The sequence below is a fragment of the Halomonas sp. G15 genome (assembly GCF_021282295.1).
Lineage (GTDB): Bacteria > Pseudomonadota > Gammaproteobacteria > Pseudomonadales > Halomonadaceae > Halomonas > Halomonas alimentaria.
This window is the reverse complement of sequence record NZ_JAJSPA010000001.1, coordinates 213,415-238,927: the sequence shown is the minus strand read 5'-3', so window position 1 is coordinate 238,927 and position 25,513 is coordinate 213,415. Positions and strand designations below refer to the sequence as shown.

General features: G+C 68.0%; 21 protein-coding genes. 19 read left to right on the top strand and 2 right to left on the bottom strand.

Annotated features, from left to right (window positions below; genetic code table 11):
- The first annotated feature begins 25 nt into the window (after positions 1 to 25).
- The 15 genes from rsmH (at position 26) to lpxC (ending at position 17,601) form a co-directional block, all read left to right on the top strand.
- On the top strand, positions 26 to 979 hold the full coding sequence (rsmH, locus tag LWH48_RS01145; RefSeq protein ID WP_161432374.1) for a 16S rRNA (cytosine(1402)-N(4))-methyltransferase RsmH: 954 nt from the start codon (positions 26 to 28) through the stop codon (positions 977 to 979).
- Positions 980 to 1,007: 28 nt separating this feature from the next.
- A complete protein-coding gene (ftsL, locus tag LWH48_RS01140) occupies positions 1,008 to 1,331 on the top strand; it encodes a cell division protein FtsL (RefSeq protein ID WP_161432373.1) in 324 nt (107 codons plus the stop codon).
- Positions 1,328 to 3,049 carry a peptidoglycan D,D-transpeptidase FtsI family protein gene (locus LWH48_RS01135; RefSeq protein WP_232910961.1) on the top strand — a complete coding sequence of 574 codons (1,722 nt, stop codon included), beginning with the start codon at positions 1,328 to 1,330 and terminating at the stop codon, positions 3,047 to 3,049. Before ftsL ends, LWH48_RS01135 begins: the two co-directional genes overlap by 4 nt.
- A gap of 32 nt (positions 3,050 to 3,081) precedes the next feature.
- A complete protein-coding gene (locus tag LWH48_RS01130; RefSeq protein ID WP_442908283.1) occupies positions 3,082 to 4,584 on the top strand; it encodes a UDP-N-acetylmuramoyl-L-alanyl-D-glutamate--2,6-diaminopimelate ligase in 1,503 nt (500 codons plus the stop codon).
- Positions 4,584 to 5,951 carry a UDP-N-acetylmuramoyl-tripeptide--D-alanyl-D-alanine ligase gene (locus LWH48_RS01125; RefSeq protein ID WP_232910959.1) on the top strand — a complete coding sequence of 456 codons (1,368 nt, stop codon included), beginning with the start codon at positions 4,584 to 4,586 and terminating at the stop codon, positions 5,949 to 5,951. The genes LWH48_RS01130 and LWH48_RS01125 overlap by 1 nt, the downstream gene beginning before the upstream one ends.
- A 9-nt stretch (positions 5,952 to 5,960) precedes the next feature.
- Complete coding sequence (gene mraY / locus LWH48_RS01120) at positions 5,961 to 7,043, top strand: phospho-N-acetylmuramoyl-pentapeptide-transferase (RefSeq protein WP_161432370.1); 1,083 nt, start codon at positions 5,961 to 5,963, stop codon at positions 7,041 to 7,043.
- Positions 7,043 to 8,455: a UDP-N-acetylmuramoyl-L-alanine--D-glutamate ligase gene (murD, locus tag LWH48_RS01115; protein ID WP_232910958.1), complete on the top strand. Its 1,413-nt coding sequence runs from the start codon at positions 7,043 to 7,045 to the stop codon at positions 8,453 to 8,455. The genes mraY and murD overlap by 1 nt, the downstream gene beginning before the upstream one ends.
- Positions 8,452 to 9,675, top strand: coding sequence for a putative lipid II flippase FtsW (gene ftsW, locus LWH48_RS01110; RefSeq protein ID WP_232910957.1), 1,224 nt, complete (start codon positions 8,452 to 8,454; stop codon positions 9,673 to 9,675). The genes murD and ftsW overlap by 4 nt, the downstream gene beginning before the upstream one ends.
- Positions 9,672 to 10,760, top strand: coding sequence for an undecaprenyldiphospho-muramoylpentapeptide beta-N-acetylglucosaminyltransferase (murG, locus tag LWH48_RS01105; RefSeq protein ID WP_232910956.1), 1,089 nt, complete (start codon positions 9,672 to 9,674; stop codon positions 10,758 to 10,760). Before ftsW ends, murG begins: the two co-directional genes overlap by 4 nt.
- A 13-nt stretch (positions 10,761 to 10,773) precedes the next feature.
- Positions 10,774 to 12,231 carry a UDP-N-acetylmuramate--L-alanine ligase gene (murC, locus tag LWH48_RS01100; RefSeq protein ID WP_232911027.1) on the top strand — a complete coding sequence of 486 codons (1,458 nt, stop codon included), beginning with the start codon at positions 10,774 to 10,776 and terminating at the stop codon, positions 12,229 to 12,231.
- A complete protein-coding gene (locus LWH48_RS01095; RefSeq protein ID WP_232910955.1) occupies positions 12,228 to 13,157 on the top strand; it encodes a D-alanine--D-alanine ligase in 930 nt (309 codons plus the stop codon). The genes murC and LWH48_RS01095 overlap by 4 nt, the downstream gene beginning before the upstream one ends.
- Positions 13,154 to 13,879 (top strand): cell division protein FtsQ/DivIB, encoded by a 726-nt coding sequence (locus LWH48_RS01090; RefSeq protein WP_232910954.1) that lies wholly within the window; start codon positions 13,154 to 13,156, stop codon positions 13,877 to 13,879. Before LWH48_RS01095 ends, LWH48_RS01090 begins: the two co-directional genes overlap by 4 nt.
- 194 nt (positions 13,880 to 14,073) lie before the next feature.
- The gene (ftsA, locus tag LWH48_RS01085; RefSeq protein WP_161432364.1) at positions 14,074 to 15,363 is read left to right on the top strand and encodes a cell division protein FtsA; all 1,290 of its coding nucleotides are present in this window, start codon (positions 14,074 to 14,076) and stop codon (positions 15,361 to 15,363) included.
- Positions 15,364 to 15,398: 35 nt separating this feature from the next.
- Entirely contained in the window at positions 15,399 to 16,577 is a 1,179-nt protein-coding gene (ftsZ, locus tag LWH48_RS01080) for a cell division protein FtsZ (protein ID WP_232910953.1), read from the top strand.
- 112 nt (positions 16,578 to 16,689) lie between these two features.
- Positions 16,690 to 17,601, top strand: coding sequence for a UDP-3-O-acyl-N-acetylglucosamine deacetylase (gene lpxC, locus LWH48_RS01075; RefSeq protein WP_161432362.1), 912 nt, complete (start codon positions 16,690 to 16,692; stop codon positions 17,599 to 17,601).
- A gap of 116 nt (positions 17,602 to 17,717) precedes the next feature.
- Here the strand turns inward: lpxC and LWH48_RS01070 are convergent, their stop codons facing one another.
- On the bottom strand, positions 17,718 to 18,185 hold the full coding sequence (locus LWH48_RS01070; RefSeq protein WP_232910952.1) for a DUF721 domain-containing protein: 468 nt from the start codon (positions 18,183 to 18,185) through the stop codon (positions 17,718 to 17,720).
- A 99-nt stretch (positions 18,186 to 18,284) separates the two neighbouring features.
- Here LWH48_RS01070 and LWH48_RS01065 point away from each other — a divergent pair, with 99 nt between their 5' ends.
- From LWH48_RS01065 to LWH48_RS01050, 4 genes are all read left to right on the top strand, one after another.
- Positions 18,285 to 18,647: a hypothetical protein gene (locus LWH48_RS01065; protein WP_232910951.1), complete on the top strand. Its 363-nt coding sequence runs from the start codon at positions 18,285 to 18,287 to the stop codon at positions 18,645 to 18,647.
- Positions 18,648 to 18,713: 66 nt separating this feature from the next.
- Entirely contained in the window at positions 18,714 to 21,452 is a 2,739-nt protein-coding gene (gene secA, locus LWH48_RS01060; protein WP_232910950.1) for a preprotein translocase subunit SecA, read from the top strand.
- Positions 21,453 to 21,488: 36 nt separating this feature from the next.
- The gene (gene argJ, locus LWH48_RS01055) at positions 21,489 to 22,706 is read left to right on the top strand and encodes a bifunctional glutamate N-acetyltransferase/amino-acid acetyltransferase ArgJ (RefSeq protein WP_232910949.1); all 1,218 of its coding nucleotides are present in this window, start codon (positions 21,489 to 21,491) and stop codon (positions 22,704 to 22,706) included.
- A gap of 90 nt (positions 22,707 to 22,796) precedes the next feature.
- Positions 22,797 to 23,744, top strand: coding sequence for a Nudix family hydrolase (locus LWH48_RS01050; RefSeq protein ID WP_232911026.1), 948 nt, complete (start codon positions 22,797 to 22,799; stop codon positions 23,742 to 23,744).
- Positions 23,745 to 23,828: 84 nt separating this feature from the next.
- On the opposite strand, the gene LWH48_RS01045 is transcribed toward LWH48_RS01050, so the two are convergent.
- Complete coding sequence (locus LWH48_RS01045) at positions 23,829 to 25,349, bottom strand: NCS2 family permease (RefSeq protein WP_232910948.1); 1,521 nt, start codon at positions 25,347 to 25,349, stop codon at positions 23,829 to 23,831.
- Positions 25,350 to 25,513 lie beyond the last annotated feature (164 nt).

Sequence of the window (25,513 nt, the reverse complement as noted above, 5' to 3'; positions counted from 1 at the left end):
CGCCCCACCGTGGATCGATAAGCGCATGCAGTCCGCCCCTGATACACCCCCGCGGGGTTTTCGCCACGCCAGCGTGCTGCTCGACGGTGCGGTCGATGCCCTGGTCCACGATTCCGATGGTGCCTATCTCGACGGTACCTTCGGTCGCGGCGGCCACTCGCGGGAGATCCTGTCGCGCCTCTCGCCCCGGGGCAGGCTGCTGGCCATCGATCGTGACCCTCAGGCGATTGCCGAGGCAGCCGCCATCGATGACCCGCGCTTCACCATCGAGCGTGCCGAATTCGCCCGCCTCGACGAGGTCGCCCGTGCCCATGAGCTGCATGGTCGGCTGGCCGGGGTGCTGCTCGATATCGGCGTCTCCTCTCCCCAGCTCGACGATCCCGAGCGCGGCTTCAGCTTCCTGCGCGACGGCCCGCTGGACATGCGCATGGATCCGACCCGAGGCGAGAGCGCGGCGGGCTTCATTGCCCGCGCCGGCGAGGCCGAGCTGTCTCGGGTGTTCAAGGAGTACGGCGAGGAGCGCTATGCCCGGCGCCTGGCCAGGGCGATTCTCGCGCGACGCACCGAGCGACGCTTCGAGCGCACCGCCGACCTGGCCGAGGTGGTCAAGACCGCCCACCCCGCCTGGGAGAAGCACAAGCACCCCGCGACGCGGGTCTTCCAGGCCCTGCGCATCCAGGTTAACGGCGAGCTCGAGCAGCTCGACGCGGCTCTGGAGGCGGCGCTGGAGGCGCTGGCCCCGGGTGGCCACCTGGTGGTGATCAGCTTTCACTCCCTGGAGGATCGTCGGGTCAAGCGTTTCATCCGGCACCATGTGCGGGGTGACACCCACCTGCCCCGGGGCATCCCGATTCGCGACGAGCAGCTCGAGCGTCGCCTGGAGGCGGTGGGCAAGGCCCAGCGTCCCGGGGAGTCGGAGGTCAAGGAGAACCCCCGCGCACGCAGCGCGGTGATGCGCGTCGCGCGCAAGCGCTATTGAGCATGCGACAGTGAAGGAAGGAGTCGGCATGACACAGGGAAGGTCGTTTACCGCTCGTCTCGCCTGGCCCTCGGCGCTGCGCCTGAACCCGCGCGCGCTGCTGGTGCTTCTGCTGCTGGCCGGCTGCCTGGCCAGCGCCCTGGCAGTGATCGCCATCAGCCACCTGACCCGTGAGGAGTACGCCGCCCTGCAGCAGCTCGAACGCGAGCAGCAGCAGCTGCAGACCGAGTGGGGTCAGCTGCTCCTCGAGGAGAGTGCCTGGTCGTCGCCGGCCCGCATCGAGCGCCTGGCCGTGGAGCGCCTGGAGATGCGCCTGCCCGGCGTGGACGAGGTGGAGGTGATCCGGCGATGAATACCGAAGTTCGCAGCGGTGTGTCGCCGCGTCGTCGCCCGCCCGGCGTGCCCATGGGGCGGCTGCGCTATGTCGTGATGCTGGGAATGGTGCTGCTCGGGCTGGGGCTGCTGGTGGGGCGTGTGGTCATCCTGCACGTGGTCGACCGCCCCTTCCTGCAGGGGCAGGGCGATGCCCGTACCCTGCGCACCGACTCGCTGCCTGCCCACCGCGGCATGATCGCCGACCGTCACGGCGAACCGCTGGCCATCTCCACCCCGGTGGTGACCCTGTGGGCCAACCCCCAGGATGTGCCCGATGACCCCATCCAGCGTGTCCAGCTGGCCTCGGCGCTGGGCATGGAGCTGGAGACCCTCAACGAGCGGCTGGCGCGTTATGCCGAGCGCGAGTTCATGTACCTGCGCCGTCAGCTGACCCCCGAGGCGGCCCAGCGGGTCCTCGACCTGCGTGTGCCCGGCGTCTACGGCCAGGACGAGTACAAGCGCTACTACCCGGCCGGCGAGGTGGCCGCCCAGCTGCTGGGGGTGACCAACGTCGACGACGTGGGGCAGGAGGGGCTCGAGCTGGCCTATCAGCCCTACCTGGCGGGCACCCCCGGGCTGCGCCGCGTGCTCAAGGACCGGCGCGGACGCCTGGTGCGTGACCTCGAGGTGCTGCGCGAGGCCAAGCCCGGTGGCGAGCTGACGCTTTCCATCGACCAGCGCCTCCAGTACATGGCCTACCGTGAGCTCAAGGCCGCGGTGGCCGAGCAGGATGCCGATGGTGGCGTGGTGGTGATGCTGGATGCGCGCACCGGCGAGGTGCTGGCCATGGCCAACCAGCCCTCCTACAACCCCAACAACCGTGCCGGGCTCGATCCCCAGGGGCTGCGCAACCGAGTCATCGTCGACCCCTACGAGCCCGGCTCGGTGGTCAAGCCGCTGGCCATGGCGGCGATGCTCGATGCCGGCGACCTGTCTCCCGCCACCGTGGTTGATACCTCCCCCGGCTGGATGCGGATCGACCGCTTCACCATCCGCGATATACGCAACTACGGCGAGCTCGACCTCGCCGGTATCCTCGAGAAGTCCTCCAATATCGGCATGTCCAAGCTGGTGCTGCGCTATGACGAGCCGGTGGTGCCCCAGCTCTATCGCCGCCTGGGCTTCGGCCAGGCACCGGGTACCGGCTTTCCCGGCGAGGCGACCGGAGAGGTGCCGGCACCGGTGCGCTGGTCGAGCAGCCAGTGGGCGGCGCTCTCCTACGGCTACGGACTCTCGGTCACGCCGCTCCAGCTGGCCAGTGCCTTTACCGCCATCGCCAACCAGGGGCGCCTGCTGCCGCCGTCACTGCTGCGCCTCGACGAACCCGTCACGGGGGAGCAGGTCATCTCGCCCGAGGTCGCCCGCCAGGTCCTGGAAATGATGGATAAGGTCGTCGAGCCGGATACCGGTGCTCGGCGAGCCGAGGTGCCGGGCTATCGTGTCGCCGGCAAGACCGGCACGGTGCGCAAGACCGGCGCCGGAGGCTACCAGGAGAACGCCTATCGCGGCTTCTTCGTGGGCATCGCCCCGGTCAGCAACCCGCGCATCGTGGCGGTGGTGATGATCGACCACCCGCGGGGCGACTCCTACTACGGTGGTGCGGTGGCGGCACCGGTGTTCTCGCGCGTCGCCGGCAGTGCCCTGCGCCTGCTCGATGTACCCCCCGACCAGCGTCACGTCCCGGAGGACGAATGAGCGCCAACCGACCGCCCCAAGCGAGCCCTGCCATGTCGATAACGCTCTCCCGCCTCGATGCCACCCTGTCACGACTGTGGCCCGACCACGCGTTTGCCCCGTCAGCCGAGGGGGAGACTCGCCTGGAGACCGACAGCCGGCGGGTGGCGACGGGTGATGTCTTCGTCGCGGTGCCCGGGGTGGCGGTGGATGGGCGCGACTTCATCGACCAGGCCCTGGCCGGCGGTGCGCTGCGGGTGCTGTGCCATGCGGCGGACGGCCGCGGATGCCCCGATGATCCGCGGGTGGTGCCGCTAGAAGGCCTGCGCGAACGCCTGGGAGAGCTCGGCCGCCTGCTCTACGGCGTGCCCGACTCCCTCGAGCTGGTCGGTGTCACCGGCACCAACGGCAAGAGCTCGGTGACCCATTACATCGCCGAGCTGAGCCGGTCGCTGGACGTCGATGCCGCGGTGATTGGTACCCTCGGCAATGGCCGCCCCGGTCAACTGGTCGACGCCGGATTGACGACTCCGGGGCCCCTGGCGCTGCAGGCCTCGCTCGCCGGACTCGCCGATGACGGCGTCACGCGGGTGGCCATGGAGGTCTCCTCCCATGCCCTGGAGCAGGGCCGCCTCGATGGCTGCCGGGTGCAGGCCGCGGTCTTCACCAACCTGAGCCGCGACCACCTCGACTACCACGGCAGCATGGCCGCCTATGCCGCCGCCAAGGCGCGGCTGTTTCGCAGGCCCGAGCTCGAGCTCGCCGTGGTCAATGGCGATGACCCCCTGGCCCGGCTGATGTTGGCCGGCCTGTCCGCCGGCGTGCGGGTACTCGCCACCGGACATGACGAGGCGGTGACCCTGCGCGTGCTGGAGCGCTTCCCCCATGCCACCGGTCAGCGTGCCCTGATCGCCACCCCCCAGGGCGAGCGCGAGCTGGCGCTGCCGCTGGTGGGGCGCTTCAACCTCGACAACGTGCTGCTGGCCATGGCCACGCTGCTCGGGCTGGGGCACGACCTCGAGGCGCTGTGCGAGGCGGTGGGGCATCTCGCACCGGTGCCCGGGCGCATGGAGATCCTGGCACGGCCCGGGATGCCCACGGTGGTGATCGACTATGCGCATACCCCTGACGCTCTGGACAACGCCCTGTCGGCGTTGCGCGACCACCTGCCCGGCCAGGGCCGGCTCTGGTGCCTGTTCGGCTGTGGCGGCGATCGCGATCCCGGCAAGCGGGCACCCATGGCCGCCGCCGCCGAGCGCCACGCCGACCGCCTGGTGGTCACCGACGACAACCCCCGCGGCGAGGCGCCGGCCTCCATCCGCGAGCAGATGATGGCTGGCCTGAGCGAGGCGGCCCGTCAAAGGACCTGGGATATCGCCGGGCGCGCGGCGGCCATCCGCCGCACCCTGGCCGAGGCGGGCCCCGACGATGTGGTGCTGATCGCCGGCAAGGGCCACGAGAACTACCAGGAGATCGCCGGCGTGCGCCACCCCTTCGACGACCGCGAGGTGGCCGAGCAGTCGCTGGCGGCTCGCGGCAAGGGGGAGGGGGCGTGATGAGCCGCTGCGGGCTGTCCAGCCTGGCCGAGGTGGCCGAGGCCCTGGGGATCGCAATCCCGGCCGAGGACCTGCCGGTGGACGCGATCGTTACCGATACCCGCAAGGTCGCGGCGGGGGCGCTCTTCGTCGCGCTGCGCGGCGAGCGCTTCGATGCCCATGACTTCCTGGCCGAGGCCCGCGAGGCGGGGGCCGTGGCCGCCGTGGTCGAGCGGGCGGTGGATGACCCGCTGCCCCAGCTGGTGGTGGCCGATACCCGCCTCGCCCTGGGTCTGTTGGGCCGTGCCCGTCGTCGCTCCTGGGGTGGCCCGCTGGCGGCGGTGACGGGCAACAGCGGCAAGACCACCGTCAAGGAGTTGCTGGCGGCAATCCTCAACCGCCAGGGGGCGACGCTGGCCACGCGCGGCAACCTCAACAACGACTTCGGCGCGCCGTTGACCCTGCTCGAGCTGACCCCGGCCCACCGCCAGGCGGTGGTGGAGCTGGGGGCCAATCATCTGGGCGAGATCGCCTGGACGGTAGGCCTGGCCGAGCCTCGAGTGGCAGTGATCACCAATGTTACCGGCGCCCATGTCGGCGAGTTCGGAGGCATGGGGCAGATCGCCCAGGCCAAGGCGGAGATTATCGCCGGCCTGCCCGCGGACGGCGTGGCGGTGCTCAACCGCGACGATACCTACTTCGCTACCTGGAGCCGGCTGGCCGCCCCGCGCGAGGTGCTCGACTTCGGTCTGGCCGAGGGCGCCAGGGTCACGGCGCGTTCACTGGTCGCAGATGCCCTCGGGCGCTATGCTTTCACGCTTGTCGTCGACGACCACGAGCTTGGCGATGTCAGTCTGCGACTGATGGGACGCCACAGCGTGGCCAATGCCCTGGCCGCGGCGGCGGCGGCCCTGGCCATGGGGGCCTCCGCCAGCGATGTGCTGGCGGGGCTCGCGGCAGTCGAGCCGATGGCCGGCCGCCAGGCCGTGGTGGCGGGCATCCGCGCCACCCGAATCATCGATGACAGCTATAACGCCAACCCCGGTGCGGTGAAGGCCGCACTCGAGCTGCTGGGCAGCCTGCCAGCGCCGCGCTGGTGCCTGCTGGGTGCCATGGGAGAGTTGGGAGAGGCGTCCGCGGCGTTGCACGCCGAGATCGGGCGCCACGCACGGGAACTGGGGATCGATTTCCTGGGCACCCTTGGCGAGGCGGCACGCCCCGCCAGCCATGCCTTCGGTGAAGGCGGGTGCCATTTCGACGGCCGCGAGGCGCTGGTACGCCACGCGCTGGATCATCTTCCCCCCGGCGCCAGCGTGCTGGTCAAGGGGTCGCGGAGTGTCGCCATGGAGCAGGTGGTGGCGGCACTGCGCGAGGACACAACACGGTGAACGTGATACATGCTTCTCTATCTGGCTGAATTCCTGGCGCAGTACTTCAGCGCCTTCAATGTTTTCGAATACCTCACGCTGAGGATGATCCTCGCCACCATCACCGCCCTGGTGCTCTGCCTGTGGCTCGGCCCGGTGATGATCCGCCGGCTGGTCGAGGGGCAGATCGGCCAGGCGGTGCGTGACGATGGTCCCCAGTCGCATCTCTCCAAGGCGGGCACCCCGACCATGGGCGGCGCCATGATCCTGATGGCCATCGCCGTCAGTACCCTGCTGTGGGGAGACCTGGCCAACCATTATGTGTGGGTCGTGCTGGCCGTGACCCTGGGCTTCGGTGCCATCGGCTGGGTCGACGATTACCGCAAGGTCGTGGAGAAGAATCCGCGCGGCCTGCCGGCGCGCTGGAAATACCTCTGGCAGTCGGTGATCGGCCTGGCGGCGGCGGTGCTGCTCTATGTCACCGCCGCCTCGCCGGTGGAGACCAGCCTGATCGTGCCGCTGTTCAAGGAGTTCGTGCTGCCGCTGGGGCTCTTCTACGTGGTGCTGGCCTACCTGGTGATCGTCGGCAGCTCCAACGCCGTCAACCTCACCGACGGCCTCGATGGCCTGGCGATCATGCCCACCGTGCTGGTGGCCATGGGGCTGGGGATCTTCGCCTATGCCAGCGGCAATGCGGTGTTTGCCGAATATCTGCAGATCCCGGGGATTCCCGGGGCCGGTGAGCTCGCCGTGTTCTGTGCCACCATCGCCGGCGCCGGCCTGGGCTTCCTGTGGTTCAACACCTATCCGGCCCAGGTGTTCATGGGCGACGTGGGGGCGCTGGCCCTGGGTGCGGCCCTCGGCGTGGTGGCGGTGATCGTGCGCCAGGAGATCGTTCTGTTCATCATGGGCGGTATCTTCGTGATGGAGACCGTCTCGGTGATCCTGCAGGTGGCATCCTACAAGCTCACCGGTCGGCGCATCTTCCGCATGGCGCCGCTGCACCACCATTACGAGCTCAAGGGCTGGCCGGAGCCGCGGGTCATCGTGCGCTTCTGGATCATCACCGTGGTGCTGGTGCTGATCGGGCTGGCCACCCTCAAGGTGCGCTGATGGTACGCGACGCGACCGCCACGCATGATGCCGTCATCCCGGTGCCCCCCGGCACCACCCTGGTGGTGGGGCTGGGTCTCTCCGGTCGCGCGATCTGTCGCCATCTGGCGCGGCATGGCGTGCCCTTCATGGTCGCCGACACCCGCGAGGCGCCGCCCGGAGTGGATGACTTCCGGGCCGCCCATCCCGGGGTCGCGTTACACCTCGGTCCCCTCGATGCACTCGACCTCGAGGCGGTCGAGGAGGTGGTGCTGAGCCCCGGCATCGACCCGCACACGGCGGGGCTCGAGACGCTGGCCGGGCGGATCAATCCCGCCACCGGCGAGCCGCGACTGATCGGCGAGATCGCGCTCTTCGTGCGCGCGGCCCGAGCGCCCATCGCCGCCATCACCGGCTCCAATGCCAAGTCCACCGTGACGACGCTGGTTGGTGAGATGGCCAGTGAGGCGGGGGTGCGGGTGGCCGTGGGCGGCAACCTGGGGACCCCGGCCCTGGACCTCCTCGACGAGGTGCCCGATGCCGGGCTCTACGTGCTGGAGCTTTCCAGCTTCCAGCTCGAGACCACGCCGCACCTGGGCGCCGAGAGCGCCGCCTTCCTCAACCTCTCCGAGGACCATCTGGACCGCCATGGCGACATGGCCGGCTACCGTGCCGCCAAGCTCGCCATCTTCCGGGGCGCACGCCACGCCGTGGTCAATGCCGACGACGCCATGACTTGGCCGGCGGGGGAGATGCCCGCCGTCGATCGCTTTACCACCGGGCAGCCGCAGGGCGACGACTGGGGCGTGGCCAGCCGCGACGGTGGTGACTGGTTGATGCATGGCGAGTCGCCGCTGATGCCCGTCGCCGCCATGCGCCTGGCCGGCCGTCACCACCAGGCCAATGCCCTGGCGGCCCTGGCCATGGGCCATCGGCTCGGCTTTCCGCTGGACGCCATGCGGGCGGTGCTCGAACGCTTCCCGGGGCTGCCCCACCGCAGCGAGCTGGTCGCCGAGGCGGGCGGCGTGCGCTGGATCAACGACTCCAAGGGCACCAACGTGGGTGCGACCCTGGCGGCCATCGCCGGGCTCGGCCCCACCCTCGATGGCCGACTGATCCTGCTGGCCGGTGGCGTGGGGAAGGGGGCCGACTTCACGCCCCTGGCCGAGCCCCTGGCGCGTTTCGGCCGCGAGGCGATCCTGTTCGGTGCCGATGCCGGCCGCCTCGAGGCGGCTCTCGCCGGGCGGCTGCCGGTCACCCGGGTCGCCGACCTGGCCACGGCCCTGGCGCGGGCCGCGACCATCGCCGAACCGGGAGATGCCGTGCTGCTCTCGCCGGCCTGTGCCAGCCTCGATCAGTTTAGAAACTATCAGGTGCGTGGCGATGCCTTTCGTGACTGGGTCCACCATCACCTGGCGCAGGAGGGGGCATGAGCCGACTGGCAAGACTCCGCGAGGCACTCTCGACCCGTGATCACCCCGTTGACGGATGGCTGCTGGTGGCCGCCTTGGCACTGCTGCTGGTCGGCTGGGTCATGGTCACCTCCGCCTCCACCGGCGTGGCGGCGAGCCTGACCGGTAACCCCTGGTACTTCAGCATTCGTCACGGCATCTTCCTGCTGGTGGCGATCACGGTGGCGACCGGCGTGCTGCGCGTGCCGCTGGGTTGGTGGAGGGCCAACGGCCCCCTGCTGCTGCTGCTGGGGTTGCTGCTGCTGGCGCTGGTTCTGCTGGTGGGGCGCGAGGTCAACGGCAGCAGGCGCTGGCTGTCGATTCCCGGGGTGCCCTTCAATGTCCAGGCCTCCGAATTCGCCAAGCTGTTCCTGATTGTCTATCTGGCAGGCTACCTGGAGCGCTTCCTGCCCCAGGTGCGTCGCCACTGGGGGGCCTTCCTGCGTCCCCTGGTGGTGCTTGGCCTTTACGGAGTCCTGCTGATCATGGAGCCCGACTACGGCGCCGTGGTGGTGTTGACCGGCTGCGTGATGGGCATGCTGCTGATGGCCGGTGCGCCCTGGGGACGCTTCCTGCTGCTGGCGCTGCTGGTGGCCGCCGGTGGTGCCCTGCTGGCCATCGCCGAGCCCTACCGGCTGGCGCGACTGACCAGCTTCGTCGATCCCTGGGCCGACCAGTTCGCCAGCGGCTACCAGCTGACCCAGGCGCTCATCGCCTTCGGTCGTGGCGGGTGGCTGGGCGTGGGGCTGGGCAACAGCGTCCAGAAGCTCTTCTACTTGCCCGAGGCGCACACCGACTTCGTCTTCGCGGTGCTGGCCGAGGAGCTCGGGTTGCTGGGGGCGGTCTGCGTCATCGGCCTCTTCGCCCTGCTGGTGTGGCGTGCCATGGCGGTGGGGCGGCGTGCCGAGCTGGCGGGTCGAGCATTTTCCGCGTACCTCAGCTATGGCATCGCACTGGTGATCGGCGCCCAGGCATTCATCAATATAGCGGTGAGCAGCGGCATGCTGCCCACCAAGGGGCTGACCCTGCCGCTGCTCAGCTACGGCGGCTCCAGTCTGCTGGTATGTACCTGCATGGTGGCGATGCTGCTGCGCGTGGATATCGAGACGCGGCGTGAACAGCGACGCCGCTCACCAGTGGCTCCACGCCCGGTGGCGGCTGTCGGCTCGTCCACACTGGCCAGACAAGGAGTCGAGCCATGAGCGAATCCATTCCCCGTCGGGCCCTGATCATGGCCGGTGGTACCGGTGGCCATGTGATCCCCGCGCTCTCCCTGGCCCGTGGCCTTCAGGCCCGCGGCGTGGAGGTCGCCTGGCTGGGTAGCCCGCGAGGCATCGAGAACCGCCTGGTGCCGGAGGCGGGCATTCCCCTCCATCGCATCGCCGTGGCCGGCCTGCGCGGCAACGGCGCGGCCGGCTGGCTGCTGGCGCCCTTCAACCTGAGCCGGGCGGTATGGCAGGCATGGCGGGTGATCCGTGCCTTCGACCCCCAGCTGGTGGTGGGACTGGGTGGCTTCGCCAGCGGCCCCGGCGGACTCGCCGCCTGGCTTTCGCGGCGCCCGCTGGTGATCCACGAGCAGAACGCCGTGGCCGGGCTCACCAACCGTGCCCTGGCGCGGCTGGCGCGGCGGGTCTATGCGGCCTTTCCCCAGGCCTTCCAGGGCCGCGGCGAGGTGATCGGCAACCCGGTGCGCGACGAGATCGCGAGCCTGGGAGAGGCCCCCCGCGGCAGCGACGAGATGGCCGGGCGTCCGCTGCGCCTGCTGGTGATCGGTGGCTCGCTGGGCGCCCAGGCATTGAACGAGGGCCTGCCGGCGGCCCTGGCTCGGCTGCCCGAGGAGCTCAGACCCGAGGTGCACCACCAGGCCGGTCGTGACAAGGATGCCGCCACCCGTGATGCCTACGCTCGGCAGGGCGTCGTCGCGGAGGTCACCGCCTTTATCGATGATATGGCTTCCGCCTATGCCTGGGCCGACCTGGTGGTGTGCCGGGCCGGCGCCCTGACCGTGGCGGAGCTCGCCGCCGCGGCCAAGCCGGCGCTGTTCGTGCCCTTCCCGCACGCCGTGGACGACCACCAGACCGCCAACGCCAGGGCGCTGGTGGAGGAGGGCGCCGCCGAGCTGCTGCCCCAGAGAGAACTCAGTGCAGCGACGCTGGCCGACCGGCTGGCGGCGCTGCTCGACCCCGATACCCTCGCCACCATGGCGTCGCGGGCCCGCGCCTGCGCCCATCTCGACGCTGTCGAGCGCCTGGTGGCCGGCTGCATGGAGACAGGCTTTGAGCGATAGCAGATCACATCCGATGCCCGGCCAGGCCGAGCCCGCCCGCCATGGTCGTGGGCTGGGCATGCGCCGTATTCGCAACATCCATTTCGTGGGCATCGGCGGTGCCGGCATGTGCGGTATCGCCGAGGTGCTGGCCAACCAGGGCTACACCGTCAGCGGCAGCGACCTGCGCGAGTCGCCGGTGGTCGCGAGGCTGCGCCGCTGCGGGATCCGCGTGGCCATCGGTCATGCCGCCGAGCACGTCGCCGGCGCCGACGTGGTGGTGGTCTCCACCGCGGTGGACGAGACCAACCCCGAGATCGTCTGGGCCCATGAGCATCGTGTGCCGGTGGTGCGTCGTGCCGAGATGCTTGCCGAGCTGATGCGCTTCCGCCACGGCATCGCCGTGGCCGGTACCCACGGCAAGACCACCACCACGAGCCTGACCGCGACCCTGCTCGGCGAGGGTGGTCTCGATCCCACCTTCGTGATCGGCGGTCGGCTGACCAGCGCCGGCACCAACGCACGCTTGGGGGAGGGCGATTATCTGGTGGCCGAGGCCGACGAGTCCGACGCCTCCTTCCTGCACCTGCAGCCCATGGTCTCCATCGTCACCAATATCGACGCCGACCACATGAGCACCTACGGCGGTGACTTCGAGAAGCTCAAGGGCACCTTCATCGAATTTCTGCACAACCTGCCCTTCTACGGACTGGCCATCCTGTGTATCGATGATGAACATGTGCGTGGGCTGCTCGACCGTGTCAGCCGCCAGTTCGTCACCTACGGCTTCAGCGAGGATGCCGATTACCGCGTCGAGGACTTCGTCCAGGCAGAGGGTGAGGTGCGCTTCACCGCTCGCCGTCCCGGTGGACAGGCGCCTCTCGAGGTGAGATTGGCGATGCCCGGTCGTCATAACGCCCTGAATGCCCTGGCCGCCATCGCCGTGGCCAGTGACGCCGGCGTGGATGATGACGCCATCCTGCGCGGCCTTGCCGGCTTCCAGGGGGTGGGACGTCGCTTCCAGGTCCACGGCCACTACCCGGCGCCGGGAGGCGAGGGCGAGGTGATGCTGGTGGACGACTATGGTCATCATCCTCGCGAGGTGGAGATGGTGATCCAGGCGGTGCGTGCCGGCTGGCCCGAGCGTCGCCTGGTGATGCTCTATCAGCCCCACCGCTACACGCGCACTCGTGATCTCTTTGAAGACTTTGTGCGGGTGCTGGGCGGAGTCGACACCCTGCTGCTGCTCGACGTCTACAGCGCGGGTGAGGCGGCGATCCCCGGTGCCGAGGGGCGCACCCTGGCCGGCTCGATCCGCCAGCGCGGCGCCGTCGACCCGATCTTCGTCCAGGACAAGGCAGAGCTGCCCGAACTGCTCGGCCGCGTGCTCAGGCCCGACGATATCCTGATTACCCAGGGGGCCGGTGATATCGGTGGGATCTCTCTGGCGCTGGCCGAGGCGGCGCTGAGACTCGAGGAGGTGACGCTATGAGCCTGGTGACTGAACTGGGGCGCGTGGCGGTGCTCTTCGGCGGCAGTTCCGCCGAACGCGAGGTATCGCTGAAGAGCGGGCAGGCAGTGCTATCGGCGCTCATCCGCTCCGGTGTCGATGCGGTCGGCTACGACCCGGCCGATGGCGGCCTGGTGGGGCTCGAGGCGCTGGCTCCGGATCGCGTGTTCATCGCCCTGCACGGGCGTGGTGGCGAGGACGGCACCCTGCAGGGGGCGCTGGAACTGCTGGGCATTCCCTATACCGGCAGCGGGGTGCTGGCCTCGGCGCTGGGCATGGACAAGCAGCGCACCAAGCTGGTGTGGCAGGCACTCGGCATGCCTACCCCCGAGGCTGAGATGCTGGGGCCGGAAGCCGACTGGCAGGCCGTGGTCGAGCGCCTGGGGTTGCCGCTGATCGTCAAGCCGGTTCACGAAGGCTCGACACTGGGCATCAGTGTGGTGGAGAGCGCCGAGGCGCTGGCCGAGGCCTACCACGAGGCGGCGCGTTTCGATGCCCGGGTGATGGCCGAACGCTTCGTGAAGGGCGAGGAGTACACGGTGTCGCTGCTCGGCGACGAGGTGTTGCCGGCGATCCGCGTGGAGGCGGCCGGTGGTTTCTACGATTACGAGGCCAAGTACCTTTCCGACGAGACCCTCTACCATCTGCCCTGTGGGCTGGGGGAGAGCGACGAGGTCGAGCTGGGTGAGCTGTGCCGCCAGGCCTTCGCCGCGGTGGGCGGCGAGGGCTGGGGACGCGTCGACGTGATGCGTGATGCCCAGGGGCGTTTCTGGCTGATCGAGGTCAACACCTCGCCGGGCATGACCGATCACAGCCTGGTACCCCAGGCCGCGGCCCATGTCGGCATCGACTTCGAGACGCTGGTGCTGCGCATCCTTGCCGCTACCCTGGAGAGCCGTCCGGCATGAACCAGCGTGGTGGATGGCTGGGCGTGATGCTGCTGGTGGTGTTGCTCGGCGCCGGTGGCAGGGCGCTGTGGCTGTGGCTGGATCGCCCCCTCGAGCGCGTCTCGATCGGCGGTGACCTGGAGCATGTCAGCGCCGACTATCTGCGCAGCGAGCTGACGCCGCTGCTGCGCGGCCATACCTGGCTGTCGGTGGATGTCGCTGAACTACGCGAGCAGGCCCTGGAGGTCGAGTGGATCGCCGAGGCTCGGGTCAGCCGCGAATGGCCCAATGCCCTGACCCTCGAACTGGTGGAGCAGGTGCCGGTCGCGCGCTGGAACGATGATTACCTGCTCAATCCCGAGGGGGAACCCTTCGCCACCGGCCCGGTGTCGCCTCCCGGCGACCTGCCCGATCTCGCCGGTCCCCGCGGAAGCGGTGCCGAGGTGCTCGCCTACCATGAACGTCTCGCCACGCGCTTCGCCGAACTGGGGCTCGAGCTGACCCAGCTGCGACTGGAGCCACGGGGCGCCTGGCGCTTCCAGCTCGATGACGGCGTCTGGGTGATGCTGGGGCGCAGTGACCTCGAAGGGCGCCTGGCGCGCCTGACCGCGGCCTGGCGTCGACAGCTCGAAGAGCAGGCGTCGCATATCCGCTACATCGACCTTCGATACCCCAATGGGGTGGCCGTGGCATGGCACGGCGAAAGCGACCCTCTCGAGCAGGATGGCGAAGAGGAGGGCTGAGCCCTTTTTTCGGCCAAACACGCATGGTGAAGGGCATACGCCTGTTTCTTTCGCGACAAAATGGCCGTATCGTGAAGGGGCTTTTTCGTTCCGGGGTGGAGGAATACGCTCAGTTGTTCCTATAATTGGCCCCAGGTTCATTTTCGTGTTGCAGGCCCATCAAGCGGGCCAGGTTCGAGGAGACTTCCCGACTCATGGCAGGTCCATCCAATGCGTCCAATATGGTAGTCGGGCTGGATATCGGAACGTCCAAGGTGGTGGCGATCGTGGGGCAGCCCACCGATGACGGCGGCATCGAGATCGCCGGTATCGGCTCGCACCCCTCCCGAGGCATGAAGAAGGGAGTGGTGATCAATATCGAATCCACAGTGCAGTCGATCCAGCGTGCCGTGGAAGAGGCGGAACTGATGGCCGGCTGCGATATCCACTCGGTCTATGTGGGGGTCGCGGGCAGCCATATCAGTTCCATGAACTCCGATGGCGTGGTGGCGATCAAGGAGCGCGAGGTCACCCCTTCGGATATCGACCGCGTGATCGACTCGGCCCGGGCACGGGCCATCTCCGAGGGGCAGCGGGTGCTGCACGTGCTGCCCCAGGAGTTCGCCATCGATGCCCAGGGCGGCATCCGCGAGCCGCTGGGCATGTCCGGTGTGCGCCTGGAGGCGCGCGTCCATCTGGTCACGGCCGCCCTCAATGCGGTACAGAACATTGAGAAGTGCGTGCGCCGCTGCGGACTGGAGGTCGACGCCATCATCCTCGAGCAGCTCGCCTCCAGCATGGCGGTGCTTACCGAGGATGAACGCGAGCTCGGCGTCTGCATGGTCGATATCGGTGGTGGTACCACCGATATCGCCGTGTTCACCGAGGGGGCCATTCGCTACACCGCGGTGATCCCCATCGCCGGCGACCAGGTCACCAACGATATTGCCATGGCGCTGCGCACGCCGACCCAGCACGCGGAAGAGATCAAGGTCAAGTACGCCTGTGCGCTGACCCAGCTGGCCGCCAGCGACGAGATGATCAAGGTGCCCAGCGTCGGCGACCGTCCGGCCCGCGACCTCTCGCGCCAGGCTCTCGCCGAGGTGGTCGAGCCGCGCTACGAGGAGCTCTTTACCCTGGTCCGCGACGAACTGCGCCGCAGCGGTTACGAGGACCTGGTGGCCGCCGGTGTGGTGCTGACCGGCGGTACCGCCCGCATGGAAGGTGTGGTGGAGCTGGCCGAGGAGATCTTTCACATGCCGGTGCGCATCGCCTGCCCGCAGAACGTGCGCGGGCTGGCCGATGTGGTGCGCAACCCGATTTATTCGACCGGAGTCGGTTTGTTACATTACGCTCTACAAGAGACACGGCAGGGGCACGGTCGACAGGCACAGGGCAGCATGATGTCCGCACAGTCCCGGCGCGAGGACGCCGCACGCCGCGGCGACAGGGAAGGACTCTCGGCGCTGACGAGGCTGAAGGGCTGGTTGAAAGGAAATTTCTGACAGGATCGCCAGCGGCGGTTCAGGAGACGGGGCAAATGTTTGAACTGGTAGATAGCGCACCCTCAAGCAGCGCGGTCATCAAGGTGATCGGCGTGGGCGGCGGCGGCGGCAATGCCGTCAACCACATGGTCGAGAGCAGCATCGAGGGCGTGGAGTTCATCTGCGCCAACACCGATGCCCAGGCCCTCAAGCGAGTGGCGGCCAAGACCGTTCTCCAGCTCGGCAACGAGATCACCAAGGGGCTGGGAGCCGGTGCCAACCCCGATGTGGGGCGCCAGGCCGCCATGGAGGATCGCGAGCGCATCGCCGAGCTGCTCGAGGGCGCCGATATGGTGTTCATCACCGCCGGCATGGGTGGCGGCACCGGCACCGGTGGTGCCCCCGTGGTGGCGCAGGTGGCCAAGGAGCTGGGCATCCTCACCGTGGCGGTGGTTACCCGGCCCTTCCCCTTCGAGGGTCCCAAGCGCATGCGCGCCGCCGAAGAGGGCATGCGTGAGCTCTCCGAGCATGTCGATTCGCTGATCACCATTCCCAACGAGAAACTGCTCTCGGTTCTGGGCAAGAGTGCCAGCCTGCTCTCCGCCTTCAGTGCCGCCAATGATGTTCTGCTGGGGGCCGTGCAGGGGATCGCCGAGCTGATCACCAGCCCCGGCATCATCAACGTCGACTTCGCCGACGTACGCACCGTGATGTCCGAGATGGGCATGGCGATGATGGGCACGGGCAGCGCCACCGGAGAGAACCGCGCCCGCGAGGCCGCCGAGAAGGCCATCCGCAGCCCGCTGCTGGAGGACATCGACCTCCACGGCGCCCGCGGCATCCTGGTCAATATCACCGCCGGTCCGGACCTCTCCATCGGCGAGTTTAACGATGTGGGTGCCACCGTCCAGGAGTTCGCCTCCCAGGATGCCACCATCGTGGTGGGTACCTCCATCGACATGGAGTTGACCGACGAGCTGCGCGTCACCGTGGTGGCCGCCGGTCTCGAGGGTGCCCAGAAGAAGGCGTCGAGCCGCGAGAGTGCCAAGCGGGTCGAGGCGGGTGGCGACTACCGTCGCAGTGCCCAGCAGGGTATCGCTGCACGGCAGTCCTCCGCCGCGGCGGCCCGTGCCGAGCCCGAGGAGGCCCCCAAGCCGCGCCCCGAGAAGCGCCGCTCCCAGGAGCTCGATGACTACCTCGATATTCCGGCGTTCCTGCGTCGTCAGGCCGATTGAGGCAGGCTATCGGGGCCATGCGCCGCACCGAACGAGCTTTCTTTGTTGAAACGCTCGTTCGGTGCTATAGTGAACACTGTTTGATAATCCGATAACCGCCTGGCCACTGCCCATGATCAGACAACGCACCCTGAAGAACGTCATCCGCGCCACCGGCGTCGGCCTGCATTCCGGAAAGAAGGTCTACATGACCCTGAGGCCGGCGCCCGTGGATAGCGGCATCATCTTCGTGCGCACCGACCTGGATCCCGAGGTGCAGATTCCGGCCCGCGCGGAACTGGTGACCGATACCACCCTGTGCACCGCCCTGACCCATGCCGGCGCCAAGGTTGCCACCGTGGAGCACCTGATGTCGGCGCTGGCCGGGCTGGGTATCGACAACGCCTACGTGGATCTCAGTGCCGCCGAGGTGCCGATCATGGATGGCAGCGCCGGCCCCTTCGTGTTCCTGATCCAGTCAGCGGGGATCAGCGAGCAGAACGCCCCCAAGAAGTTCATGCGCATCAAGCGCGAGCTGACGGTGCGTGATGGCGACAAGGAAGCCACCTTCCGCCCCCACAAGGGCTTCAAGGTAGGCTTCTCCATCGACTTCGACCATCCGGTGTTCGAGAGCCAGACCCAGACCGCCGCCGTGGACTTCTCCACCACCTCCTTCGTCAAGGAGGTGTCGCGGGCGCGCACCTTCGGCTTCATGCGTGACCTGGAGTACCTGCGCTCCAACAACCTGGCGCTGGGTGGCAGCCTCGACAACGCCATCGTCGTGGACGACTACCGCATCGTCAACGAGGGCGGGTTGCGCTACGACGACGAGTTCGTCAAGCACAAGGTGCTCGATGCCATCGGTGATCTCTACCAGCTGGGCTACAGCCTGATCGGCGAATTCCATGGCGTGAAGTCCGGGCATGCCCTGAACAATCAGCTGTGTCGCGCCCTGATGGACCAGCCCGATGCCTACGAGATCGTCACCTTCGAGGACGAGAGCGAAGTCGCCCCGATCTCCTATGCTGCCCCCGCCATGGCCTGAACCCGGCTGCGCCGGGAGCTGTAAGCCATAAGCTTCAAGCTGCAAGAGAACCGCCCCCGTGGTCATGCCACGGGGGCGGTTTGCTTTATGGCGCGCTCCAGTTTCCAGCTTCCAGCTTACGGCTCGTCCTTCCGTTCGGCATGGGAGGCGAGCCGCTCCAGGGCTTCCCTGAGCCTTGGGTCCTCGGTATCGGCGGCGCAGCTGGAGATCTCGTCGGCGGCCCGGGTCGGCAGATGGCGGACCTGGCGTAGCGGTACCTTGGGTGGGCGCACGGGCCTGACCTTCAGGGTGAACCCCTGCACCGCCTCGAAGCCGGGCAACTCGTGCAGCAGTTCCAGCAGGCGAGGCTGTTCATAGCGCAGTCGGGTCAACCAGGCGGCACCGTCGGCGATCAGGGTCAGCTTGCCGTCGCGAAAGCCGCCGACGTGCAGATGCTCGGCAAGCTCCTCGGGCAGGTGGGCGCGCAGGTGTGCCTGGGCGAGGTCGATCAGCCTCGCCATGCGCATCAGCGAGCCGAGTTCGCCGCGCCCGCCAAGCAGCCGGGACATGGGCTGGGCGCGAAAGCGCTTAACCTTTATACTCATGGGCTTGACTCTCTCGGCCCGCGCCAGGCGGGTCAGACGATAAACGCGATGGGCCTGCAGCGCCCGCCAGACTAGCACGCCCGGGAGCCCCTCGACAGCATGGCCGTGACCCTCAGCCACTCGCCAGCCACACCCGCCAGGCCCGCTCCATCGCGGCGTCACGCCCGCTGGTGGCTGGCTGGCCTGCTGGTGAGCTGCCTGCTCCCCGCGGGCCTTGCCCAGGGTGACCTGACGCGTCAGGCCGAGCGGCTGGTGCAGGTGTGCATCCTGGCCCCGGCGCTGATTCGAGCCAGCTCGCGGCTCAAGGCGCGCCGCCGGATGCGGGGTTGGCCGCTGCGGCGGCGGGCCAGTGTGACACTCCGTGGCGGCATGCCCGCACTTCCACGCGTGGCCATCCTGCAGGCCACCGCCGCCCATGACGTCCTGACTCGCCGCGGTCCTCCCCCTGCGTGGGCAAGCTGAACCCCTGACCATGGCCGACCGCCCCGGGCCGTCGGCGCTATGCCATACGCAGATGACGGACACTTCATGATCAATTCCCTGTTACGCAAGGTCGTTGGCTCCAAGAACGACCGCGAAGTCAAGCGCATGGGCCGCCAGGTCGAGCGCGTCAATGTTCTCGAGAACGAGCTCGAAGGGCTCGATGATGCGGCCATCAAGGCTCGTACCGACGACTTCCGCGAGCGCCTCGAGGGGGGCGAGGCGCTGGATGCGCTGCTGCCCGAGGCCTTCGCCACGGTGCGCGAGGCCAGCAAGCGGGTCATGGGCATGCGCCACTTCGACGTCCAGATGATCGGTGGCATGACCCTGCACAATGGTCGCATCGCGGAGATGAAGACCGGCGAGGGCAAGACCCTGGTGGCGACCCTGGCGGTCTATCTCAACGCCCTGCCCGGCAAGGGTGTGCACGTGGTGACGGTCAACGACTACCTGGCGCGGCGTGACGCCCAGTGGATGCGTCCCCTATACGAGTTCCTCGGGCTCAGCGTCGGCGTCATCTACGCCGGCCAGACACCCGAGGAGAAGCGTGCCGCCTACGCCTGCGACATCACCTACGGCACCAACAACGAGTTCGGCTTCGACTACCTGCGTGACAACATGGCCTTCTCTCTGGAGGACAAGGTCCAGCGCGGGCTGCACTACGCTATCGTCGACGAGGTGGACTCGATCCTGATCGATGAGGCGCGCACGCCGCTGATCATTTCCGGGGCGGTGGACGAGAATACCGAACTCTATCGGGTTGTCGATCGGTTGTCGGTGCATCTGGTCCAGGGGGAAGTCTCGGAAGATGCCGATGCTTCGGTAGAGGGTGACTTCACGCTGGACGAGAAGCACAAGCAGGTGGAGATCACCGAAAACGGTCACCACAAGATCGAGGGCCTGATGCGCGAGCAGGGGCTGCTGGGCGAGGAAGACTCCCTCTACGCCGCCCAGAACCTCAACCTGCTGCAGCATATGCACTCGGCCCTGCGCGCCCGTCATCTCTACCATCGTGACGTCGACTATATCGTCAGCGATGGCCAGGTGGTGATCGTCGACGAGCACACCGGCCGCACCATGCCCGGCCGCCGCTGGTCCGAGGGGCTGCACCAGGCGGTGGAGGCCAAGGAGGGGGTGGCCGTGCAGCGCGAGAGCCAGACGCTCGCCTCCACCACCTTCCAGAATTATTTCCGCCTCTACGAGAAGCTGGCGGGCATGACCGGTACCGCCGACACCGAAGCCTTCGAGTTCCGTCAGATCTACGGCCTCGACGTGGTGGTGATCCCCACCAACAAGCCGCTGATTCGCCGCGACCGTAACGATCTCGTCTATCTCACCGCCGAGGAGAAGTTCGAGGCGATCATCGAGGACGTCAAGGCCGAGACCGAGGCGGGCAGGCCGGTGCTGGTGGGTACAGCCTCCATCGAGACCTCCGAGTACCTGGCCAACCTGATGAAGAAGGGCGGCCTCAAGTTCAACGTGCTCAACGCCAAGCAGCACCAGAGCGAAGCCGAGATCATCGCTCAGGCCGGCCGCCCGGGAGCCATTACCATCGCCACCAACATGGCCGGCCGCGGTACCGATATCGTGCTGGGTGGCAACTGGGAGGCTGAGGCGGCCAAGCTGGAGAACCCCAGTGCCGCGCAGGTCGAGCAGCTCAAGGCCGAGTGGCAGGCCCGCCATGAGGCGGTGCTCGAGGCCGGCGGCCTGCACGTGATCGGCTCTGAGCGCCACGAGTCGCGGCGCATCGACAACCAGCTGCGTGGCCGTGCCGGCCGTCAGGGTGACCCGGGCTCGACCCGCTTCTTCCTGTCGCTGGAGGATAGCCTGATGCGGCTGTTCGGCTCCGACCGGGTACAGCGCATGATGAAGGCACTGGGCCTGGAACACGGCGAGGCGATCGAGCACAAGATGGTGTCGAATGCCGTGGAGCGTGCCCAGAAGAAGGTCGAGAGCCGCAACTTCGATATTCGCAAGCAGCTGCTCGAGTATGACGACGTGGCCAACGACCAGCGTCACGTGATCTACGAACAGCGCAACGAAGTGCTTGCCGCCGAGGAGGTATCGGCGGCGGTGGCCGGCATCCGCGAGGAGGTCATGGACCTCGCGATCAGCGACTATGTGCCGCCCCAGAGTCTGCCCGAGCAGTGGGATCTGGCCGGGCTCCAGGAGTACCTCAAGTCAGAGTTCAACCTGGACGCACCCGTGGTGCAGTGGGCCGAGGAGGACGAGCGCTTCCACGAGGAGCAGTTGCGCGAGCGTCTGCAGAGCCTGCACCGCGAGTCCTATGAGGCCAAGGTGGAGCAGGCCGGCGCCGAGCTTATGCGCCGCTTCGAGAAGCAGGTGATGCTGCAGGTGCTGGATACCCGCTGGAAGGAGCACCTGCAATCCATGGACCACCTGCGCCGGGGCATCCACCTGCGCGGCTACGCCCAGAAGAATCCCAAGCAGGAGTACAAGCGCGAGGCCTTCGAGCTGTTCCAGAACCTGCTGGCCAATATCAAGGGCGATGTCACGCGAATCCTCAGCCACGTTCAGGTTCGCCGTCCCGAGGAGGTCGAGGAGCTGGAGCGTCAGCGCCGTGAGGCCCTGGAGCGCGAGAAGGCCACCGCGGCGAGTCGCCACGATGCGCCCGAGGCCGCCCGTGATGACGACGACGAGGCGCCGGTGGCGCCGGGAGCCGATGGGCGTCCGGTGCGTCGTGAAGGACCCAAGGTGGGGCGCAACGACCCCTGTCCCTGCGGTTCGGGAAAGAAGTACAAGCAGTGCTGCGGCAAGCTGAGCTGAACCTGGCCTTCGGCCAACCCCAGAGGAGACGAGACGATGGCAGTGGGTGACGCAACATTTCCCGAGATGCCGGCCATTCCCGGCGTGCGACTGGGCACCGCCATGGCGGGGATCAAGAAGCCTGGCCGCCGCGACCTGGTAGTGATCGAGAGTCCCGAGGGGGCCCGCATGGCGGGAGCCTTCACTCGCAATGCCTTCTGCGCGGCCCCGGTGACGGTGGCCCGGGAGCACCTGGCAAGCGGTGAGGCGCCGCGCTACCTGGTGATCAATACCGGCAACGCCAATGCCGGGACCGGCGAGATCGGGTTGCGTGACGCACGTGCCAGCTGCGCCGAACTGGCCCGCCTGGCCGGGGTCGACGCACGGGCCGTTCTGCCATTCTCCACCGGGGTGATCGGCGAGCCGCTGCCCATGGAGCGGCTGCTGGCCGGCCTGCCGGTCGCACTCGACAGCCTCGACGAAGGTGCCGAGGCGTGGCACCAGGCCGGCGAGGGCATCCTGACTACCGATACCCGTGCCAAGGGCGCCAGCGTCACCCTGGAGATTGCCGGGGAGCGGGTGGTCATCAACGGCATCGCCAAGGGCTCGGGGATGATCCAGCCCAACATGGCCACCATGCTGAGCTTCGTGGCCACCGATGCGAGCCTCGAGCAGGAGCTCCTCGACAGGCTGCTGCGCGAGACCGTCGAGCGCTCCTTCAACTGCATCACCGTGGATGGTGACACCTCCACCAACGACGCCTGCGTGCTGATCAGCACCCAGCGCGGCCCGTTGATGGCGGATGAGGAAGCGATCGCCATATTCCGCAACGGCCTGCAGCGGGTGATGACCGAGCTGGCCCAGGCGATCATTCGTGACGGAGAAGGCGCCACCAAGTTCGTGACCCTGCAGGTCGACGGCGCTACCAGTCGGCAGGAGGCACTCGACGTGGCCTTTACGGTGGCCAACTCGCCGCTGGTCAAGACGGCGCTCTACGCCTCGGATGCCAACTGGGGGCGAATACTCGCCGCGGTTGGGCGTGCGCCGGTGGCCGACTTCGATGTGTCACGGGTGACCATCGACCTGGGCGAGGTGCGCCTGGTGGAGGGGGGCGGGCGTGCCCCGGGCTATACCGAGGAGGCCGGAAGCGCGGTGATGGGGCGCGAGGAGATTCCCATCCGCATCGCGCTCGACCGCGGTGGGGAGAGTGCCACGGTGTGGACCACCGACCTCTCCCATGACTATGTCAGCATCAATGCCGACTACCGCAGCTGAGCGTCGGCATACTGCCAGATCCGGTACATCCGGTCAGACACAGACCCCGCGCCGCCGTGCGCGGACACGTTGGAAGGGTGAATGAACGCAATGGTGAAGAGAAGGGTGCACGTGGCGGCGGCGGCCATCATCAGCGCCGACGGCCGCGAGGTGCTGATCGCGCGCCGACCCAGTAACGTTGATCATGGTGGGCTCTGGGAGTTTCCCGGCGGCAAGCTGGCGCCTTACGAGACGGGCCTGGGTGGGCTCAAGCGCGAGCTCCACGAGGAGCTGGGCGTCGAGATCCGGCGCGCCCAGCCGCTGATTCGCATCCATCACGAGTATCCCGACAAGCATATCCTGCTCGATGTGTGGCAGGTCCACGAGTTCTCCGGTGAGCCCTTTGGTCGCGAGGGTCAGGCGGTGCGCTGGGTGCCGATGAAGGACCTGGTCAACTACCCCTTTCCGGCGGCCAACCTGCCGATCCTGCGCGCGGTGATGCTGCCCACCGAGTACCTTATCTCCGGCGAGGAGGAGGACGATGGGCAGTTTGACCAGCGTCTCGAGCGGGCCCTGGTAGAGGATGGCGTGCGCCTGGTGCAGCTGCGTGCCAAGCAGCTGGATGACGCCGCTTACCTGGCTCGCGCGGAGTCCGCTCTGGCACGTTGTCGCCAGTACGGTGCGCGTCTGCTGCTCAACGGGGAACCCGAGCTGCTCGAATCGGTGGATGCCGATGGTATCCACCTGACCAGTGAGCGACTGATGCAACTGGAGCGGCGCCCCATCGCCGAGGGCAAGTGGCTCGCCGCCTCGACCCACGATCGGGAGCAGCTCGTCCAGGCCGGCAGGCTGGGCTGCGATTTCGTGACCCTCTCGCCGCTGCGCACCACGCCGTCGCATCCCGATGTGCCGCCCGTGGGCTGGCACGACTTCCAGGAGCTGGTGGAGCGCGCCGCCATGCCGGTCTTTGCACTGGGTGGCATGACCCGCTTCGATGCCAACCACGCCCGCGCCGTGGGGGCTCAGGGGGTCGCCTCGATCCGCGACTTCTGGAAGTGATGCATCGCCGAGGCACTCGGCAGCCCTGAACGACTCGCCCCGCCATCTGGCGGGGCGAGTCGTCTGTGTCGGGCGTGATAGCGCTCAGCGTGGCCGAGTGGCGGGGTCACTCATTGCCTGGCGGCTCTCCTGCCAGGCGAAGTAGAGGAACAGCGCGCCCATCACCAGGTAGCCCAGGGTGTAGTCACCGGCGGCATTGAGGGCGAGCTTCGGCGCGTGCATCAGCCCCACGAAGGAGAAGCCGGCCGCGACGGCGGCGAAGGCGGCGGCACGCCGGAACTGGTGGTCGATCACCGCCACCGTCATGGCACCGAGGAAGATCGCCGTGAACATGGCGCCCTGGCCCAGGGGCACCACGCCGCCGGAGATCCCGCTCACCGTCTCCTCGGCGGCGCGGTTGAAGCGGGTCATCACGTAGTTGGCGAAATAGGGTAGCATGGCCAGGGCCACCGCCGGATAGTAGCGGGTATCGTTGCTCTGGAAGGCGGTGGCGATCATCGACATGCCGACGAACACCAGGATCGGCGCCACTACCGAGACCGGAATGATGGCGGCCAGCGCGGCGATCAGCCCGAACATGGTGGCCAGGGCATAGACCGCGCCGTTGAGGATGCTGTAGCCGCGTCCCGCGCCCATCCACTTGGCGCCCACGGTGGCGATATAGACGGTGGTCGGGAAGACGCCGCCGAACAGGGCGCCGAGCATGGTGCCCACGCCGTCCACTGCCTGGCACTCACGCACGTCATACTTGTCGCCGGCGGCCTCCATTGCCTCGACGTTGTTCATGGTCTCGATGGCGTTGTAGAGCGTGATCGGCAGCACCACGGTGAGCACCGCCAGCATACCGGTGAATAGCAGCCCCAGGCCCTCGAACCAGGCCAGGTTGGGCAGCAGCGGGTAGAAGCCCAGGTGGGTAAAGGCATCACTGAAGCGCTCGCCGCCGGCGTCGCTGATCAGGTAGGCCATGGCGGTACCCACCACGATGGCGAACAGCGAGGTGGGCAGGCGGAAGGGCATCGCCACCCGCGCCACCAGGCCGACGATGATGATCGCCAGCACCAGCAGGCCGATCACCGGCATCTCAAGGGTCTTGAACAGCATCTCGCCGGCGATAAAGGTCAAGGCAACGCCAGCCACGGCGCCGAGCATCGCCGCCCGCGGCAGGTGGTACTGCACCCAGCGGCCGATCAGGCTGATCACCGCCTCGATGGCACCGCTGATGAAGCAGGCGGCCACCGCCACCTTCCAGGCCAGCTCGGCATCACCGGTGAGCTGCTTGGCCGGCAGCAGCACGCCGAACAGGAAGACGAACATCACCGGGGTCGAGATGCCGTAGGAGAGGGCGGTGACGTCGGCACGGTTCTCCTTGCGGGCCAGGCGCGCCGCACTCCAGGCGTAGTAGAAGTTGCCCACCATCACCGCCACGGCGGCACCGGGCAGCACCTGGCCGAAGACGATCGACGCCGGGAACTCCATGCCCAGCATGGTGATGGCGATGATCACGAAGTTGGCGATATTGTTCTGGAACAGCGCGAAGAAGGCGTCGGTGTCCTCCTTCTTGTACCAGGGGTAGTGCACCGGTTGGTGCTGGGAGGGAGCCGCCATGGGTGAGCCTCTTGGTTGTCGGATTATTGGAACAAGGCCGAGAGGCAGTCTGGTCGAAACCTGACTGACTGGTCAAGCCTGGCCGTTCCACGGGCGCCACGCGGCGCCCCGGGCCCCGGCGGCAATGGAGTCGATGACTCTGGAAGGCGGGGATTCTACCCGAA